This is a genomic window from Fervidicoccaceae archaeon, assembly GCA_038878695.1.
GTDB lineage: Archaea > Thermoproteota > Thermoprotei_A > Sulfolobales > Fervidicoccaceae > JAVZVD01.
Genome location: JAVZVD010000001.1, coordinates 228,984 through 246,436, shown reverse-complemented (window position 1 = coordinate 246,436; position 17,453 = coordinate 228,984). Strand labels below are relative to the sequence as shown.

The following is a 17,453-nucleotide window of genomic DNA, read 5'->3' as shown; positions in this document are numbered from 1 at the left end:
TCCTAAGCTAAAAGCTCTCTTCTCAGCTCCTCGCCGCAAACTCCTATACGCTCAGGCTCCATGACGTAGAGGCCCAGCAGCTCCAACTCGCGCAAAAGACCCGAGAGAGTTCCCCTGAGCTCTAGCTCCCCCCTCTCGAGGGAGTTTATCTCCTCTTCCAGTCGCCTGGTCGTCTCCTCACTTACGAGCGTGGGATAATTGGACGAGAGAAAGGAGTATATCTCGATGCCTAATTTAGTTGGTACCAGGGCCTTGCGCACCTTAGACACAACTACGTAGCCGTGCCTAGCGAGATTCTCCAGAGTGGTGACATAGGTGCTAGGCCTACCAATTCCTCGCTCTCTCATCATAGTGACGATCTCGCCTTGAGTATATAGCGGCACAGCTGAGCCGCGGTGGAGCTCGACGCTTACAACGTCGGCCTCGCCCCTCTCAAGGAGTTTCTTGACGCTGGGGCGGGGCTCTTCCCCAAGCAATGCCAAGAATCCTGCTTCTAAGATCTCCTCGAGCAGCTCGGCCTCGACCCTCTTCCCGGCTAACTCGAATTCTACCTCATCGAACTTGGCCACCGCCCGCTTAGCTTGACTGGCCATGAATCTTCTGAAGACCAAGCCGTAGAGTTTTAGGTGCTTCTCGGTGATGGGTACGTAAGCTCTGAGCGCTCCGCTCAATAGACCCCTCTCCACCTCATCGGGGGCCAAGGGCGTGGTAGGTCTGATCGCCTCGTGGGCTCCCTTCGCGCCATCCCAGCTCCTCGGCGCGTAGAGCGATCGCAGATTCCTCTTCTCGAAGTACTCCTGGGCGACTCGCAAACCATCGCTCGAGACTCTAGTGCTGTCGGTCCTATGGTATGTTATGAGACCTGCTTCGAATAGCTCCTGGGCCAACCTCATGGTCAGAGGCGCCGCGAAGCCGAGCAGCCTGTTGGCCTCGGAGATTAGTTCGTCTGTGGTAAACGGTGGTGGAGGCGTTAGCTCTCGTATTTCGGAGGATCGCCTCCAAATACGGACTTTCCTAGTGCTCAACAATCTCTCTCTCAGGTCTCGTGCCTCGTTAGCGTTTGCGACGAATAAGTTGAGTTTTAAGTTATGTTCTAACTTAACGATGACCCGGTACCCTTTCTCGCGTTTCCATCTGTCGTACCGATCGACTATCCATCCGAGGACCGGTCCCTGAACTCTGCCCGCGCCGAGCCATCGTCGACCAAACTTCTCCCACAGCTTCTTCGATAAAGAGAAGCCGATCCAGCGATCGCTGACCCGGCGCACGACTTGAGCCGCTACTCTCCCCCGATCTATCTCTCTCGGGTTCTTCAACGCTCTCAGCACCGCCTCCAACGTGACTTCATGAAATTCGGCGCGCAAAATGCGCGGGGCCAGCGCGCGCAGCATCAAACTGACGTCCCAGGCTATCTTCTCGCCCTCCGCGTCCGGATCAGTAGCTATGATGACCGTCTCCACTTCCATGCTTAATCTTCGCAAGGCCTCGACTACGTCCATTGAGCTCTTCAACCTATTCGCCTCGCCGCACTTAGGGCAGCGCTTCGAGATGGAGCTGAAGACTTCGCCGCAACTCCGACACTTGGTTATGGGAGCGTAGATTGGGACGACGTCTCCCCCCACTAGGAGAGTGCCGTGGTAACCCACGTCGTCAATAGCGAGATCGAAGATGTGCCCTCTCGTGGCCACAATGAGAGCCAAATAGGCGTCCTTGGTATTCGGATCTATCATAGCTATTTCGTTGACTACGACGTCTAGGAATCTTCTCCGAGACGGTCTACCGAAGAAGCTCGCAATCGTTCTCGCCTTAGTAGGAGATTCTACTATAAAAAGCAATGACTTCGCCGGTTTCACCTTGTAGAGTTCTCCTTTCCTCGACCCCTCGAGCTCTTCCCTCACGGCTTGCAGGTCGAGAGTGCTAAGCGGGATGAGTCTGAAGCCTCGCAGATACGCAGAGGCCTTGGCCTGTAGCGATTCTACGGCCTCTCGAGACGTTTCTAGGACTACAGAGAGGCCGCGAGTCATCTTATCATTGAGGAGCCTGCTAGTCCTGCCGCTAGCTTGGAGATAGGTGAAGACGTCAGGGACCACGAGGTATAAAGACCCTCCCTCGAGACACTCAATATAACTCGAGCCGACTAGCATTCTGGGCTTCGGAGCCCCGCAGAGCTTCCTTCTCGCGTCCTCAACGACTCTGCCGACGAGCTCGAGGATCCTGCTCCCGAGCTCGGCCAGATCCCCCCTCAATTGATCGAGAGAGTGCTTCTCGAGAGCGATCTTCAGTGCGGTCAACTCGCCATGGGAGAGCCTCTCCACGATCGAACGGAGCGAGGCTACTTCTCTTTCGCGCAACGTTTCGGGTTCCAGGTGTGCCAGGACCTGTAGTAGTCTCTTGGGGCTTAGCAGAGCTCTCTCTAATGGGAGTCTATTTCTGGGGATACCCGCGAAGATCGCGTACTTTATCTTATCCGGGAGGTCTATACCGCGGACCAGAGTTCCGTAGTAACTCGAGACGCCGACGAGTACGTCGAGCTCTCCCAGAGCCATTGCGCGGAGGGCCCTTCTCCCGCGCAACGCCACCTCTGCGCGCAAGCCGAGTCGCCGTAGCTTCTCCGCGATCTCTTTGGCCTTCGCGACCCCTCGGTCTTTGGGCACGAAGATTAGACCACCAGGTCCCAATATGCTCACGAGCTCTGCCACGAGAGCGGGGAGCTCCTCCTCGTCGCAGAGTTCAAATGCATCAATGACATTTCTCATATAGTCGTGTAAGCCTCCCACTTCGAACCCTAAGAGCTCGCGAAAGAGCAACGGCTTGAGGCCGCTCTGCCTGCCCGTGGCGCTAGCTATCACGAGTTGGCCTACTCTCTTCGAGGCCAGGGCCTCGCTTAGATTGAGCCTGAGCCTCTCGACCTCTTCGGCCAGCCTCTCGGCTCTGCTTTGGTCGATCGATGCCCTAGCCAAGGCCAGCTCGCGCTTAGCTCTGATTATAGCCTCGGCGTTCTCAATGTCTTTCTCATCGAAGCCTATGAGAAGCAGCACCCTCTCTATGTTGACGCTCTTCTTAAGGATGGAGTCGACGTCGTCGACTAGCACCACATCGAATCTGAGCGACCTAATCTTCTCGAAATGACGCGAGAGGAAGGCGGACGTGGACAGAAATACGTCGTACTCGCCGAGGAGGAGCCCCTCCAGCGTCTTCTCCTTCTTGGCTTTACTGTTCCTACTATTATAGCATAAGATTCTCACATTCGTGCCGAGCCTCTCTCTCATGAAGTCTAGCCTTTCCGCGGTTTGAAAGAGTAAGTTATCTGTTGGGACAACGATGTAGACTTTTTTCCCTTGAGAAGCGGCGTAGAGCGCGTACACTAAGAGCAATGTACTCTTGCCCACTCCGGTGGGAGCCACCATGGCGAAGCTCTCGCCGAGTAGCAGGCGTACGCACCAAGATCTCTGGAGATCCCAAAAGCGGTGACCCACCACCTCGGAGAACATCCGCTCGAGAACCTCCACCTCCGAGTAGATGGAAGATAAATAAGCGAAGTAGCCGCGCGCGGCCCGCGATGAAGCTCTCTTAGCAATTTCTCCATACATATGTCTTCGATTAGAGTTCTGTATCGTAATTTCATCAAGTTTGCTCGAGTCGGGGAGGCAAGAGGAACAGGGCAAGCCTCGTTCGAGCCTAACCGAGGAGGCAGGCCCTCCACAACTCGGACAAGCAGCGTAATAGACGGCGCGGATCTCGGTACCCATAGAAAGCTCGTCCTCTCCAATGCTCGTGGCGCTGGAAACCCGATGAGAGGGCTGCACTGGGGGGTTGACAATATAAAGGAGGGGGCTCTTCGCTTCACCACGAATCGCCAAGCGTGCCGCGGCACCTCTAAATTTTTAAGCTCTTCTACGGCGTATAGAGGGGCTTGCGGCTGCAACAGGAAAAGGTGTCCGGGAATGGCCATAGGAGCGACGCCTAGCAATGTAATCCTCGTCGGTAAAAAGCCTGTGATGAACTACGTCATGGCTGTGCTAGCCCTCCTAAACCAGGGAGTCGACGAGGTCGTCATCAAGGCGAGAGGAAGAGCCATTGGAAAGGCGGTCGACACGGTCGAAATAATTAGAAACAAGCTGCTCGTCGAGAAGGTCCAAGTGAAGGACATAAAGATCGGGAGTCAAACGATCCAGGGACAGGACAGGACCAGCAGAGTTTCCACCATTGAGATAACGTTGAAGCTTGCAAAATAACGAGGATCGGCTTCTCAGAAACGGTTTGTAGTTTTTGAAATAAAATCTCCTTGAGATACTGCGGGAGGAAATTTCCACGATTTGAGGCTCAAGAAAGGCTCCGTGATCTACGATATCTCGTTGCTCCGAACCGGCAACCTCCCCCCGTGTCTGAGTAGACGTGACATCTGTCGGAGAATGTTGCTGTTGTGCGAACCGACGACAGTTCTCGCGTCATTTTTCGTCAAGGGGTCTCTCGCAACCAAGGCGTTCTTCGTAATTGGAAGCGGTAGTATTCTGTGCGAAGACCCAGCCAGAGGGGAGCTGGGCGATCGTTATTACGTGATCGAGAGAGATGCCTGGGCTGAAACCATAGTGTTAAAAGAGGAGAACTTAGGTGTTCTCCTTGAGCTTCTGAAGATGGGATTCGCCCCCAGGAGCCTCTGTCGAGAAATTAAGAGGCTCATCTGCGGCGTGCAGAGCGGGGGCAAGGGAGTTGAGGAGATGGCCGAAGAAGCGTGAACTCTTGGTTTTCTACTTTCTATCGTTACGTCATGCTGGGGAAATCCTGAGCTTCGATTCTTTGGTCGAGGAGGTATCCGCGAAGTTTGGTTTCACGCGCAGAGTGTCTAGGAACATATGTAGGCGCATCATCAAGCTAGGCTATCTTATTCCTCTGGACACCGATAATATTTTGATAAGAAGTTTTACAGAAGTTTTAAATGATATGCTACAATATTATTTATATATAAGACTAGTTAGGACTCTCGATTCTCCTCGTAGAGCTCAACTATGATTTTGGCTTTCACGCGTTCGCTCTGGAATGGCGGAGGTGTTGTGCCTAGATCGACGGCGAATGAGACGTTCTGACCTATTGAGTCAGTGAATCTGACCTCGGCTACGAACGTCTTCTTAGGTCCTTCCTGTAGCGTCCTGATCAGGGTCTCGTAGATCCTGCTGAGGGCCATCTGGAAGGATAAGGGGCTCGTCAAATCCTCCGGCCTAAGCTGAATATGCATGAATCCTCGGGCTATCTCGCCAACCCTAGCCGTACCCTCGAAAACGGCCACTTTCTTGCTACTCTCCTCCAAACGCTGCACCATCGTGGGCTCCGGCGCTAGAATATTAAATACTAATCGACTCCGCGATCGGGGGCTCCCTCTAAGACCTCATCTAAGAGGGCTCTTTTCCTTCTCCTGGCTTGGGACTCCTCGCCCGTGCCTCGAGTCACTATTTCGTAGAGCCTGGCGATCTTGCCCGGCTTGGGCCTCAGCAGTCTCCCGAGCCTCTGTATAAACTGCCTTCGACTGCCTGTCCCCGCTACTATTATGCCGACGTCGACATCCGGTATGTCGAGACCCTCGTCGCCGACAGAGGTCAGGACCAATACTCCGCTGGGAGCGGATTTGAACTCATCTAAGACCTTCCTTCTCGTCTTCTGATCCATCTCGCCGGTTAGTACGCAGGCGTTGAGCATCCTGCCGAGTTCCTCGGCCTGATCGACATATTGCGTGAAGACGAGTATCTTTGAGCCTCTGCTAAGTTCTTCGTTTACTATCTTCGTTAGCGCCTCGAGCTTCGCCCTCGAGCGTTGAACTAGCTGCAGCATTTCGCTATGTATCTTTAGCGCTCTTGACGCGATGGGGTCTCCGCGCTGAGCTCGCGTCACTAGCTCCTTAAAGGGAATCTCGCCAACGAGAGCCCTATATGCCCTCTTAAGGTTCTCGAACTTCTCCCGCTCCTCCTTCGTCAGATCAACCCTAATGAGCTTGGTTACGTAGGGGGCGAGGTAGCCCCACTGAGCTAGCTCTTGAGCCCCTTTGTGATAGATCACCCCACCCATCAAGGGGAATAGCTCGACGTGCTTACCATCTTCTCTGACCACTGTGGCGCTCAAGCCCATTCTTCTTGGAGAGTACATGTTCAGAGCTATTGTCTTGAACTTCTCGGCCGGCAGGTGATGCACTTCATCGACGACTAGAAAACTGAACCTGAGCCCGAGGTCCTCCACGTTCCTGAAGGCGGTTTGATAAGTTGAGACGGTTATCGGGGCTAGCCTCTTCTCCTCGCCGTAGAACCCAGCCACGAAGGCCTTAGGTGCGTCTGTGAGCTCTAGTATCTTCTCGATCCACTGCCATAACTGCTCTTTCGTGTAGACCACCACCAGGGTCCGCTCTGATAGCATAGCCATAGCCGCGATCGCCACGAGGGTCTTCCCGGCTCCGGTGGGCAGAGCGATTATGCCTCGATACCCGCTCGAGCGCCAAGCCTCGAGAGCCTCCTTCTGATAATCTCTCAGCTGACCTTTGAAGGAGAGCTTGTTGGGAAGAGGTTGGGCCTCAGGGAGACCTATTTTATCGACCACGCTTAAGCCCAACGACTCGAGTTTCTCCCGCAAAATGGGGAGGGCCCCGAGGCTAGCCCAGAAGACCTTTCTCGCTCTATCGTATTTGAGCAATCCCTGAAGCTGTTTCGCGTATTCTCCCAGGAAAACGCGAGGCCTCACGAGCACCTTTGAGCCTTCCAGCTCAAGTTCAACGGAGCGGCTCTTCTCCTCGTATTCCTCAAGGTACCTCAGAGCTCTCTCATCGACCCTATCTCCGAGATTCTTCAAAAATAATATTATTTCTCTAAGATCATAATTATTTTTTTCTGCTTTCGCGTGATTCAAAACAAATCTTATTTCATCTCCGTCTCGACCTAAGTAGTCGCTAAACTTGAGGAGCTCCCCGAAGGTCTCGTCGTCGATCCAACCGCGCACCCTGAACCTAACCGAGGGGAGTCGCTCCCTCGAGTTATTCCCACTCATGGTAGCAAAGCACCGCTGGATCCTCGTAGCCGGAGACTTCGCTCAACGCCTCCTCGAGATCCAGCTCTCGATCCTCGCAGATCACCCAAACCTTACCGCGCCCCCTCAATATTCTTATATCCATGCAGTCTCCCAATAGCTCGGTTATCCTCTCCCAGGGCTCATTCTCATCGGCGACGCGCGCTAACGAAGCCTTTACGGCACAGAGCTCTCCGCTCTCACTCAGAGCGATCGCGAAAGCGGCTCCGCGGCCCTTAGCGAGATCTCCGATCAGAAGGCGCGTCGCCAACATGAGCTCGCACTCTGAGAGAGCGGCCAGGGTCTCTTCATTCCACTTCTCAATTTCTCGCGGAAGCCGAAGGCAGTCCTTCGCGTAGAGGCCTCGAGAACTTGTCAATATCTCCATCGACCTCGATAATGTCACGAGACGTCGGCTCAGGACACGTTTTCTGTTCCCTGCGAAGCCTCGGCATTCATTCGGGTTGAGGCCCCTCTCCGGCTCTCCCCCCTCACGAGACTCACTTCCCCAGGGGCTTAATCGTGATGAAGTAGACCGTTTCCAGCGCCTCGAGCTCCTTCTTGACCGCTTCGACGTCTACACTTGGCGTCTCCAGAGGCTCGACAACGAAGATGCACTCCGCGACCTCGCCTCGCCTGATCACAGCGCACCTAGTCAGGATCTGGTCCAGCTTCATCTCGCGTAACCTCTCGCTGAGGTCGGCCAGCGCTCCCGGCTTATCGCTTAGTTCTACCTTTATCTCGTAGATCTGCTTCTCCGATGGCACCAGCGGCGTTATCACGAGCTCCTTCTTTTCGGTGTCGGCTATTGCGAGCAGGAGCCTGCCCTCTTGTATGCCCAGGGCTTCTCTCAGCACAAGCGGGATTGTAATCCGACCCTTAGGGTCTACCTTCAATATATTAGTTACGCGCATTCTTTTCACCATCCTATTTTAGCTTCCTTCTTCTCCTCCATCAGATGCTAAGTTCAAATATTAAAAAGTACTTATGTTGGCTCCCCGCTCGAGAGGGATTAGAGCTGCTCTCTCGTTCGCCGGGAAGCCGACGCGGGTGTGTCGCTTGGTTTTCTCGAAAGTTAAAGTTGGCGTCTGCGGTTTCCCCACCAGAGTCGATAAGCTAGTAGAGCTCGTGGATGTAATCGAGGTGCAGGAGAGTTTCTACGATCTTGTGAGCGAGAAGAGGCTCCGCGCCCTCTCCTCTCTGAGAGAGAGGGGCTTGATCCTCACGTGGAAAGCCTGGCAGACCATCACGCACCCCAGCTCGTCACCAACGTGGAGGAGGCTGCGAGCGCGCCCGCCTGGACGACTCGATGCTTACGGTTGGCTCAGACCCACTAGGGAGAACCTGCACGCCGCCCAATTGACGCTAGAGCAGGCAGCAAGGGTGGGTGCCGAGGTCGTGGTATTTCAGACGCCACCTTCTATGCCGCTGACCGACGAGGCGAAGGAGTGGGCGCGGCTCTTCTTCGAAGAGGTCCTAGGACTTGCTCGAGAGACGGCGATAGCTTGGGAGCCTAGGGGACCTTGGCGCGCCGAGCACTCGCTCCTCAATGAGCTATCTAAGAAAGGCGTCGTGGTGGTGACTGATGTGCTCAGACACCACTGGCACAGCCAGACCCTAGAGAGAGGTTTGGCGTACACAAGGCTCCACGGTCTCGGAGGGTCCGAGGTGAATTACAAATACAAATATGCGAAAGAAGACCTCTATAGGTTGAAGAAGTTAGTGCTTGAGGCATCTGAGAAATGCGAGCGCGTTTATGTCCTCTTCAATAACATCTACATGTTAGACGACGCGGTTGCTCTGAGAAGACTCCTGGAGGAGGGGGAAGCTTGACGATATATTGGCAAAGGTGCGATCTATGCCACAGGTACACCCCAGTCTCGGACTGCCGACCTTCTAAAGCCGAAGGAATTAAATTCAGGCTCTGCTATGCGTGCTACAAGCTCCTGCTGTTCGAGGGAACATGTGCGGGGGCATGGGGGGAGCTCTCCCCTCGGGCCTCGGCTACCGTTGAGAAGAGCAGAGAAGATAAATTTAAAGAAATAGAGCAAATTTTTGATGTATTAGAGTAAAAAACTAAAAATAATTAACCTGCGTTGCGGTACTTCGGGGAGGAGAGGTCCTTGAGGTCTTGGATTAAGGACGAGGTCCTGGCCGAGCGTGGAAGACTCCAAGTGGAGTGGGCCGCGAGAAAAATGCCGGTCCTCACGAGCTTGACCCGGAAGCTCGCTCCCGGCAAGCCCCTCGATGGGGCCGTGGTCTCAGCGTGTCTCCACGTGACTAAGGAGACCGCCGTGTTGGCCTTGAGTCTGAAGAGCTTAGGAGCCAGAGTGTTCTTGGCTGCCAGTAACCCCCTCTCGACGCAAAACGAGGTGGCTGCAGCGCTAGACAAAGAGGGGGTCGTAGTCTTCGCTAAGAGAGGGGAAACGCTCGAAGAGTACAAGCTGGCGCTAGGGCTCTTGGCGGACGCGGGGCCCAACCTTGTAGTCGATGACGGGGGGGACCTCCACGCCCTTCTGCACTCAGAGAGGCTCGACGTCGCGGCGAAGATCCGAGGAGGTACAGAGGAGACCACCACCGGGGTATTGAGGCTCCGCGCCCTGGAGCGCGAGGGGAAGCTCGCGTACCCCGTATACGCGGTTAATAATGCCCTAACGAAGCAGATGTTCGATAATAGGTACGGGACGGGGCAGAGCACCGTCGATGGCATACTGAGGGCCACCAACGTTTTGCTAGCTGGCAAAATCGTAGTGGTCTGCGGCTACGGTTGGGTTGGGCGCGGAATAGCCTCCAGGGCCAGGGGCATGGGGGCAAGAGTCGTGGTGACTGAGGTGGATCCCGTGAGAGCCCTCGAGGCCGTTATGGACGGTTACGAGGTGATGCCGATTAGAAGGGCCGCTGAGATTGGGGACATCTTCGTGACCGCCACGGGTTCTATTGACGTGATAACGTGGGAAGAGATGAAGCTAATGAAAGATGGCGCGATACTAGCTAACAGCGGACACTTTGACGTGGAGATAGACGTGAAAGAGTTAGAGAGGAGAGCAGTTGCGAAAAGATGCCCGCGAGAGCATGTCACCGAGTACATACTCGAAGATGGGCGCAAGCTCATTGTTCTGGCCCAGGGGAGGCTCGTCAATTTGGTTGCGGCCGAGGGTCATCCCAGCGAAGTAATGGACATGAGCTTCTCAAATCAGCTGCTGGCGTTGCTCAAGCTCTGGAGCGAGAAACACGAGCCCAGGATCTACTCTATACCGAGGGAGATAGACGAAGAGATCGCGCGAGAGAAATTGAGATCGATGGGGATAGAGATCGATAGCCTGACCGAGAAGCAACGAGAGTACCTGAGGTCGTGGAGGCTCTGAGGGCTCCTCACACCTCAAGGCCGCAGGAAAGTTGACGCGAGCATGGGCAATATCACTGTGGCGTCCCCGTGGACTACCGCGTACTCGGCCGTAGATTTGATCTTACTCCAAGTCACGGCCTCTCTCGGGAGGGCGCCGCTTAGGCTGCCGTCATATTCTACTGCCGTGGTCACGTACACCGCATAGTCTAGCCCACCGGAGAACTGGCTCCACCAGAGGACGTGGTGCTTACTTATTCCACCGCCCACCACGAGAGCCGCGACGCATTCCTTCACACCGAAGAACCTCTCACTCAACATCTCCTGATCTGCCCGCAGATCCACGTCTACGCCGAGCGCCTTGGAGTAGATGTAGACGTTTGTGCCGAAGGACCCATCGTAGAAGCCCGGAACAACGATGGGGATTTTCCGAGACCTAGCCGCTCTCAATATCGACGCTTTATCGTTTATCCTAGAGCCAGCCTCCCATAGTAGCTCGTGACCCGATATCTTTCGAGCCCTCTCAGCGACGTCGTTCATCAATCTCTTGACGAACCTCTCGACTAAAGGTCCATAGCTATCTCGCGGGATGAATATATTGCCGAGTCTGTGAATTCCTAGCTTCTCCAGCTCATAATCATCGGCGAAGAAGTGCCCTTTGATGTAGACTCCCCCCTCGGATTTGGCTATGTCGTGATCGATTGCGCCGCACGTGGTCACGACCAGATTAAAGTGCTCTTCCTCGAGTAGCCAGGCGAGCAGTCCTCTGAGCCCGGACGCCACGATGTTCCCGGTGAAGCTTAACACGCGGAGATCGCACTTCTCTCTGGCCGATCTCAGCACGCGACTAGCTCGCGCCACGCTTCCTGCCGTGAAGCCATGAATCCGCTCATAGTATTCAACGAGAGCGCTCGCCGCCTCTAACAGCTCGCGCGTCGGCAACACGTCTTCCACCCTCTCGATCGAGGCCACACTCGGAGCTTCGGGCAATGCTATTTCCTCCTCCCGATGATCGCGATCCTCTTGGCCAGTGCCTCCAAAGCTATGAGCCGCTCCGCGGCATCTAGCGGTGAACGGCCAAAGGACACGAGCCCGTGGCCCGGCAATAGCACAATGTCGCACTGGTCGGCGAGTGAGCTTACGCCCTCGGCGAGCTCTCTGCTACCTGGAGGAGCTGGGGAGCTCTCACACAAACGCAGAGCTCGCTCCTCTTCGAATTCCCCCTCAGGAGACCTAGTTTCTAAGAGCGATGTGGCCAGAGGATTATGCGCGTGCGCTACCCCTCCGAGGTCGCTCTTCTTACGATAAGAGAGCACGTGCATCATGTGTTCGATCGTCGGGTCCAGCGCTCCTATATAAATCCCTCTCTTCATGTCGTAGAAGACCAAGTCCCGCGGAGTCAATGTATGCTTCCAGCGAGAAGTGGGGGTCAGGACGATGAAGTCACCGCAACGTCCGCTGACGTTGCCACTTCTCAGCGTGTTGAGACCAAGATCCACGAGCAACCGCGAAACCTCTAAGACCTCCTCGATAATGCGCGAGCACTCGCTCATTTTTTAAGCGCCGTCTCCTTTTCGAGGAACGGGGAATATGAGTTATAGAGGCTCGTGGCGCGCACTTTCGCCGCTTGTTGCCACAGTGATACTGCTCTCGGCCACCATGTTGGGAGGCGTGATGTTGTATCAATACTTCAACCACATCATGAAGGTCTACACCAGCGAGGACTCCGTCGTTCTTAGCATCTCGGTTATCAGCTCGACTCAGAGCAATGCTACGTTTTACTACGAGGTCACGAATTATGGTAACGCTCCTGTGAACCTCAACAAGATCGAGATACTACGAGGAGGTGCCTTGCTAGCCTTGATAAATCTAGACGGCATGACATTAGAGCCAGGGTCTAGATACGCCAACATAACGACGGCGAACCTATCCGGTCAGCTCGGCACAAATACGTATGCTATAGTCCACTTCACGAGCCGAGGGCAAGCACTGATCTCTAAGCCCGTGATCGTGACTTAAAGACGGCGAGAAAGATGAGAGATGCGCGCGGCGCTTCGGAGCCCTCGACCACTTCGAAATTTTCTTTCCGGTTCGCTCTCACGCCTGTTCTCGATCCGTAACCATAGCGCGGCTCTGCCCAAACCCTACCTCCCGGCGAGATTCCTTGTTGAGCCTGTGAACTGCTCAATGAAAGGGAAGTCGGTATATGCGTACGATTTACCTCTTCTCGGGAAACCCGCGGTAAGAATCCTCGAGTTAGACAATTCGATCATTTACTGTCTCGATGAACCCCCAGCGGAAAACATCGAGCGAGTGCTCTCAACCATCTTAAAGCGCTCTCTAGGAGAGGCGTCTTCTGTTCAATTAACACCGAATGAAGCGTACTACGTAGAGAGAATATCGTCCGGCTTGGGGCCTCTCTATCCAATCCTCGCTGACCGTCTAGTTGAAGACGTCGCTCTCGACGGACCCAATGAAGCTTTGTCTGTTTTCCACAAACACATTGATGGCTGGCTCAAGTCCAACGTGATCCTCGATGAGCTCTCGGCGTCGCTCCTAGCAAAGCAGCTAGCTAGGATGATCGGGAAGCCTTTGTCACCGGCTACGCCCATAGCAGAGGGCGTGACGCGCGAAGGGCACCGAGTGGCTATCGCGTTGGGGAGCGACGTCTCCAGGAAAGGCACGAGCTTCGTTATCAGGAGAGGGGCCGAGCCCCCGAGCTTAGCTCAGCTCATCGCAAGCGGCATGCTCTCGCCGTTGATGGCCAGCTATCTCTGGCTACTCGCGGAGTTGCGAGGCTTTTTGATGATCATTGGAGGAATGGCGGCGGGCAAGACGACGTTGCTACAGGCCCTTCTCAATATGTTGCCAAGCGATAGGCGCGTGGTGACAATCGAGGACACCCCGGAGTTGCGTCTATTCTTAGAGAACTGGGACCCCTTAGTCGTGCGGAGTTCCTATCACCCTGGCGGCGAGGCTAAAGAGCTGGACCTCGTAGCTATGACCAAGTTCGCTTTGAGGAGAAGAGCCGAGCATCTCGTCATAGGAGAAGTGAGAGGCGAGGAGGCGAGAGTACTCGCTCAGGCAGCTGCTACGGGTCACGGCTCTTTGTGCGTCTCCGAGGGACATTCTGTAGTTATTCGCGCAGGTGAAGGCGAGAGGCGCATCCGAATCGACGAGCTCTTCGATAAGGTCGCGAGGGGGGCTTTGTCGCCGAAAGGCTTGAGGATCTTGGCACACTGCCCCAGAAGAAGGGGGGTTCTCTGGGCTGAGATTAGAGCACTCGTAAGGACTCGATGTAATGTATGGATCAAGCTTAGAACCTCTGGTGGCGCTACGTTGAGGGCTTCGCCTGACCACGTATTGTTGAGCTCGGACGGGAAGGTGTTGCGCTTCAGAAGAGCCGAGGAGCTGAGGAGAGGCGATGAGCTCCTGAGAGTCGAGTTGACTCCAGAGAATAAGCCTTGGTTAGACGTCATAGAAGACGTCGAGATAGAGAAGAGGAGGGGTTTCGCGTACGATATTGAAGTGCCGGGACCTCGAACGTACGTCGTCGAGTCCGTGGTCTCTCACAATTGCACGTTCCACGCAAACGACGTCAACTCAGCCATCTTTAGGCTTATGAGCGAGCCTATATCCTTAGGACCTTCTTTCATCAGTCTCATCTGGGCCTTCGCTGAGGTCCGGTCGCTCGAATCGAAGGGGAGGCGCATCGTCAGAGTAGTCGAGGTTCTCCCCGAAGGGCCCGAGGGGTTCTCACTTCGTGAGCTCTTCTCATGGAAGCGCGAGAGCGATTCTTTCGAGCCCACGACTGCTGCCGAGGTTGTAGCTAAGAGCTCGAGACTGAGGCTGTACGCTTCGTTGGAGGATCTGAGCGAGTCTGACTTGGTGGAGGAGCTTAATGTCAGGACGGAGCTTCTCTCGAGCCTATCCAAGCGCGGCGTGGGCGGACTAGAGCTTAGGGAGTACCTGAGGGGCTTTTACGAGCTCACCAGGAGGTCGCGTGCTCTTGCCCGAAGTGCTCTCGCTGATTCGAGCTGAGTCGAGGCCGTGGAGAAGGCTTTTGGAGCCTCTTTTCCCGCTGGCTCGCGAGCTGTATCCGAGGGCGCTCGCCACGGACCTCGCGACGCTAGGTCTAGCTCCTCTCATCTTCGTGGCCGCTCCGCTATCGATTCAAGCGAGAGCCTTCGTTGCCACGCTCCTCATTGGCGCTAGCTTAGCTGGGCTCCCGGGCGCTATCTACGCTATACTCAGAAAATTAGAGCACTATTCGCAATTAACGCAAGAGCTCCCCTTCATTGTAGTTCACGCGCTCGTTATCACTTCGAGCTGCGGAAGCGTCGATGAAGTGTTTCGCGTCGAGCGCTCAGGAGGCTTCCGTGCCTTCCGAGTCGAGTGTAAGAAGTTCGCCGTGCTTCGGTCTTTAGGAAAGTCTTGGGATGAGGCGCTGAGCGTACTAGAGAAGGAGAGCTCCTCGGAGCACTACAAAGAGTTTCTCCGAGGCCTTCTCATTGTGGGAACGACGAGTGGTAGAGTGCCAGAGTATCTTGAGAATTACTTAAGAGAACTAATGGACGAATTTAGGGAGAGGTGGAGGAGGTTCTGGGGCCTTTGCCTCGGAGCCATCGAGGTAGCGCTCGTGTTGGGAGTTGCGATTATCACACTGAGTATAGCGGCCGTGTTGGTCGACGCGCACCTCTTTGCGCGCGCGGTCAATTTGGTAACGCTCTCGGTGATGATAGCCGAGCTCTCTTTGATTATCTCGATAAACACCTCCAGGCCGGCGTCTCTATCATTACACGATGGGTCTCTTCTCTTGCCGTCAGCGCTAGGTGCGCTTTTCTCACTTGTTCTCGCGCTCAGCCTGATGCGCTCTGGGGCGAGCTCCGCGACGATCGCCATCTCGGCCGGCGTACCGCTCTTACTGTGCGGGATTCCTCTCCTCGTAGAGAGTGAGAGAGCGATGCGCCTTGAGCAGCGCGTTCTCCAAGCTCTCAGCGCGGTAAAAGAGGGAGTGAAGGCTGGATTGAGCTACCAAGATGCCATCGAGAGAGCGGGCATCGCAGCGATTTGCGAGCTCGCCGCCTCCTCGCGAGTGCGCAGACAGACTTCGGTCTTCGTGAAACACGTTGTGGAGTCGCTCGAGGAGTTCGGAGCGGCCTACCCAGGCTTCCTGGAACTCGTGTACTTCTCTCTCCACGATGTGGTGCTGCTCGAACGGAGGTTCAGATCGAGCAGCCTGCTCCTTCAAGCGTCGGCTCTGATAATTCCGGCAGTACTTTTAGTTTTCGCTATGAGACTTTACGCCTACGTCGCGCTTTTCCCTCAAATAGAGGGGGGGCTCGCCGTCGGGGCCGGGCTCTCTCAGAGCTTCGCGCCCAATATAGCGTTGTGCTTTGTGAGCTTGGGTGCCGCTGTTAACCTCGTCGTATCGAGCGCTGTAGACTACACGTCGCTCTCCACCGCGAGGAGCGGGCTCGCGTTGATTCTCCTCGCGGCCCTCCTCCGGCTCAACCCTTCGTGATACCGAGAGGCCTCATTCTGGCAACGAGCTTCGCTATTCCTGCGCGATCGGCGACGTGGGCCACGCGGTCGACGTCTTTGTAGGCTCCCGGAGCCTCCTCAGCTAGCACTCTCATTGACGCTGCTCTGACATATATGCCCTGTTCGGCGAGCTCCCTCAGAAGCTCGTCCGCTCTATATTTCCTCACCGCACCCTCTCTACTCATCCATCTCCCCGCCCCGTGGGGAGCAGTGTACCAAGTCCTTGCGCCCTGCTCCACTCCCACCAACACGTAGCTAGCCGTGCCCATGCTGCCCGGGATGAGCACGACCTGACCCACGGATCTGTGATCCTTCGGCACGTCTGGATGACCTGGTGGGAAAGCTCTCGTTGCGCCCTTCCTGTGCACGACGAGCTTCGTCCTTTTCCCATCGTGGACGTGCTCTTCGAGCTTCGCTATGTTGTGGGCGACGTCGTAGATTATTTCCAGGCCTAACACGTCGTCGCTTTGACCGAACACCTGCTTGAAGCTTTCCCTTACCCAGTGCGTTATGAGCTGCCTGTTAGCCCAAGCGAAGTTCGCGGCCGCCGCCATGGCCTTCATGTAGTCTTGTCCCTCATTGGAGGCGAACGGCACGCTGGCGAGCTCGCGATCGGGCGGGCTCACCCCGTACCTCCTCATCGCTCTCTCCATGATCTGTAGATAATCGCTAGCGACTTGGTGGCCCAGCCCCCTGCTCCCAGTATGTATCATCACAACGACTTGTCCTACGTGGTCGATCCCTATGTGTTTGGCTATCTTCTCATCGAAGATCTTGTCGACAACTTGGACTTCTAGGAAGTGATTGCCGCTCCCGAGGCTGCCCAACTGGGTTCTACCTCTAGCCTTAGCGGTGGGGCTGACCTTGCTGGCATCCGCGATAGTCCACGAGCCTCTCTCCTCGACGTGCTCCGGATCTTCAACTCGCCCGTATCCCCGCTGGACTGCCCACTCGACTCCCAACTCGAGAACCTTGTCAAGCTCAGCTGTGCTTACGCTTATCTTCCCCTCGCTGCCCAGCCCGCTCGGTACGTTAATTGTTAGCAGGTCGATCAACTGCTTCAACTTCGGCCTCACATCCTCGAGATCCAAGTTGGTCCTGAGAAGCCTGACCCCACAGTTTATGTCGTAGCCCACGCCTCCCGGGCTCACTACTCCTCCCTCGTCGACGTTCATACCGGCGACTCCACCTATGGGGAAGCCGTAGCCCTGATGGCCGTCGGGCATCACGTAGCTCGCCCCGACTATACCATTGAGACACGCCACGTTTGCAGCCTGCTCGAGGGTCAAGTCCGTCTTCATCTTCTCCAATAGATGCTCATCGGCGTAGATCACCGCCGAGACGTGCATGCACTTCTTGTACGTCTTATCGATCACCCACTCGTATTCTCCGACTCTCTTCAAGGGAGGGGTCTGCAATCTGCGTTTCACCGCCTTAATCTGAAGACGCGGACGCGAAAAAACCCTCCGCTTGGTGGACAGGGGAATGGACGGAGGAAGAGGAAAAAAGTGCGCGCTTCTCAGAG

At 55.4% G+C, this 17,453-nt stretch carries 15 protein-coding genes; 7 read left to right on the top strand and 8 right to left on the bottom strand.

Annotation, left to right across the window (positions count from 1 at the left end; genetic code table 11):
• Nucleotides 1-2: 2 nt before the first annotated feature.
• The gene (rgy, locus tag QXU97_01410; GenBank protein MEM4035263.1) at nt 3-3,749 is read right to left on the bottom strand and encodes a reverse gyrase; all 3,747 of its coding nucleotides are present in this window, start codon (nt 3,747-3,749) and stop codon (nt 3-5) included.
• Nucleotides 3,750-3,791: 42 nt separating this feature from the next.
• Here rgy and albA point away from each other — a divergent pair, with 42 nt between their 5' ends.
• Both albA and QXU97_01400 read left to right on the top strand, forming a co-directional pair.
• Nucleotides 3,792-4,235: a DNA-binding protein Alba gene (albA, locus tag QXU97_01405; GenBank protein ID MEM4035262.1), complete on the top strand. Its 444-nt coding sequence runs from the start codon at nt 3,792-3,794 to the stop codon at nt 4,233-4,235.
• Nucleotides 4,236-4,316: 81 nt separating this feature from the next.
• Nucleotides 4,317-4,736 (top strand): hypothetical protein, encoded by a 420-nt coding sequence (locus QXU97_01400; protein ID MEM4035261.1) that lies wholly within the window; start codon nt 4,317-4,319, stop codon nt 4,734-4,736.
• 236 nt (nt 4,737-4,972) lie between these two features.
• Here QXU97_01400 and QXU97_01395 read toward each other — a convergent pair whose 3' ends face one another.
• From QXU97_01395 to QXU97_01380, 4 genes are all read right to left on the bottom strand, one after another.
• A complete protein-coding gene (locus tag QXU97_01395) occupies nt 4,973-5,305 on the bottom strand; it encodes a hypothetical protein (protein MEM4035260.1) in 333 nt (110 codons plus the stop codon).
• Nucleotides 5,306-5,346: 41 nt separating this feature from the next.
• On the bottom strand, nt 5,347-7,023 hold the full coding sequence (locus QXU97_01390) for a DEAD/DEAH box helicase (protein MEM4035259.1): 1,677 nt from the start codon (nt 7,021-7,023) through the stop codon (nt 5,347-5,349).
• Nucleotides 7,010-7,429, bottom strand: coding sequence for a hypothetical protein (locus QXU97_01385; protein ID MEM4035258.1), 420 nt, complete (start codon nt 7,427-7,429; stop codon nt 7,010-7,012). The genes QXU97_01390 and QXU97_01385 overlap by 14 nt, the downstream gene beginning before the upstream one ends.
• 112 nt (nt 7,430-7,541) lie before the next feature.
• Nucleotides 7,542-7,955: a hypothetical protein gene (locus QXU97_01380; protein MEM4035257.1), complete on the bottom strand. Its 414-nt coding sequence runs from the start codon at nt 7,953-7,955 to the stop codon at nt 7,542-7,544.
• Nucleotides 7,956-8,100: 145 nt separating this feature from the next.
• On the opposite strand from QXU97_01380, the gene QXU97_01375 reads away from it, so the two are divergent.
• A complete protein-coding gene (locus QXU97_01375) occupies nt 8,101-8,874 on the top strand; it encodes a DUF72 domain-containing protein (GenBank protein MEM4035256.1) in 774 nt (257 codons plus the stop codon).
• A 290-nt stretch (nt 8,875-9,164) separates the two neighbouring features.
• Nucleotides 9,165-10,406 (top strand): adenosylhomocysteinase, encoded by a 1,242-nt coding sequence (ahcY, locus tag QXU97_01370; protein MEM4035255.1) that lies wholly within the window; start codon nt 9,165-9,167, stop codon nt 10,404-10,406.
• A 14-nt stretch (nt 10,407-10,420) separates the two neighbouring features.
• On the opposite strand, the gene QXU97_01365 is transcribed toward ahcY, so the two are convergent.
• Both QXU97_01365 and QXU97_01360 read right to left on the bottom strand, forming a co-directional pair.
• The gene (locus QXU97_01365) at nt 10,421-11,374 is read right to left on the bottom strand and encodes a deoxyhypusine synthase (protein ID MEM4035254.1); all 954 of its coding nucleotides are present in this window, start codon (nt 11,372-11,374) and stop codon (nt 10,421-10,423) included.
• 2 nt (nt 11,375-11,376) lie between these two features.
• Nucleotides 11,377-11,937, bottom strand: a complete 561-nt coding sequence (locus QXU97_01360; protein MEM4035253.1) for a class II aldolase/adducin family protein — start codon at nt 11,935-11,937, stop codon at nt 11,377-11,379.
• 37 nt (nt 11,938-11,974) lie between these two features.
• On the opposite strand from QXU97_01360, the gene QXU97_01355 reads away from it, so the two are divergent.
• The 3 genes from QXU97_01355 to QXU97_01345 all read left to right on the top strand — a co-directional run bounded on the left by QXU97_01355 (nt 11,975) and on the right by QXU97_01345 (nt 15,908).
• Nucleotides 11,975-12,403: a hypothetical protein gene (locus QXU97_01355; protein ID MEM4035252.1), complete on the top strand. Its 429-nt coding sequence runs from the start codon at nt 11,975-11,977 to the stop codon at nt 12,401-12,403.
• Nucleotides 12,404-12,793: 390 nt separating this feature from the next.
• Entirely contained in the window at nt 12,794-14,425 is a 1,632-nt protein-coding gene (locus QXU97_01350; protein MEM4035251.1) for an ATPase, T2SS/T4P/T4SS family, read from the top strand.
• Nucleotides 14,403-15,908: a type II secretion system F family protein gene (locus QXU97_01345; protein MEM4035250.1), complete on the top strand. Its 1,506-nt coding sequence runs from the start codon at nt 14,403-14,405 to the stop codon at nt 15,906-15,908. The genes QXU97_01350 and QXU97_01345 overlap by 23 nt, the downstream gene beginning before the upstream one ends.
• On the opposite strand, the gene QXU97_01340 is transcribed toward QXU97_01345, so the two are convergent.
• Nucleotides 15,895-17,346, bottom strand: coding sequence for an RtcB family protein (locus QXU97_01340; protein ID MEM4035249.1), 1,452 nt, complete (start codon nt 17,344-17,346; stop codon nt 15,895-15,897). The two genes, QXU97_01345 and QXU97_01340, sit on opposite strands and share 14 nt — an antisense overlap.
• Between the last annotated feature and the right edge of the window lie 107 nt (nt 17,347-17,453).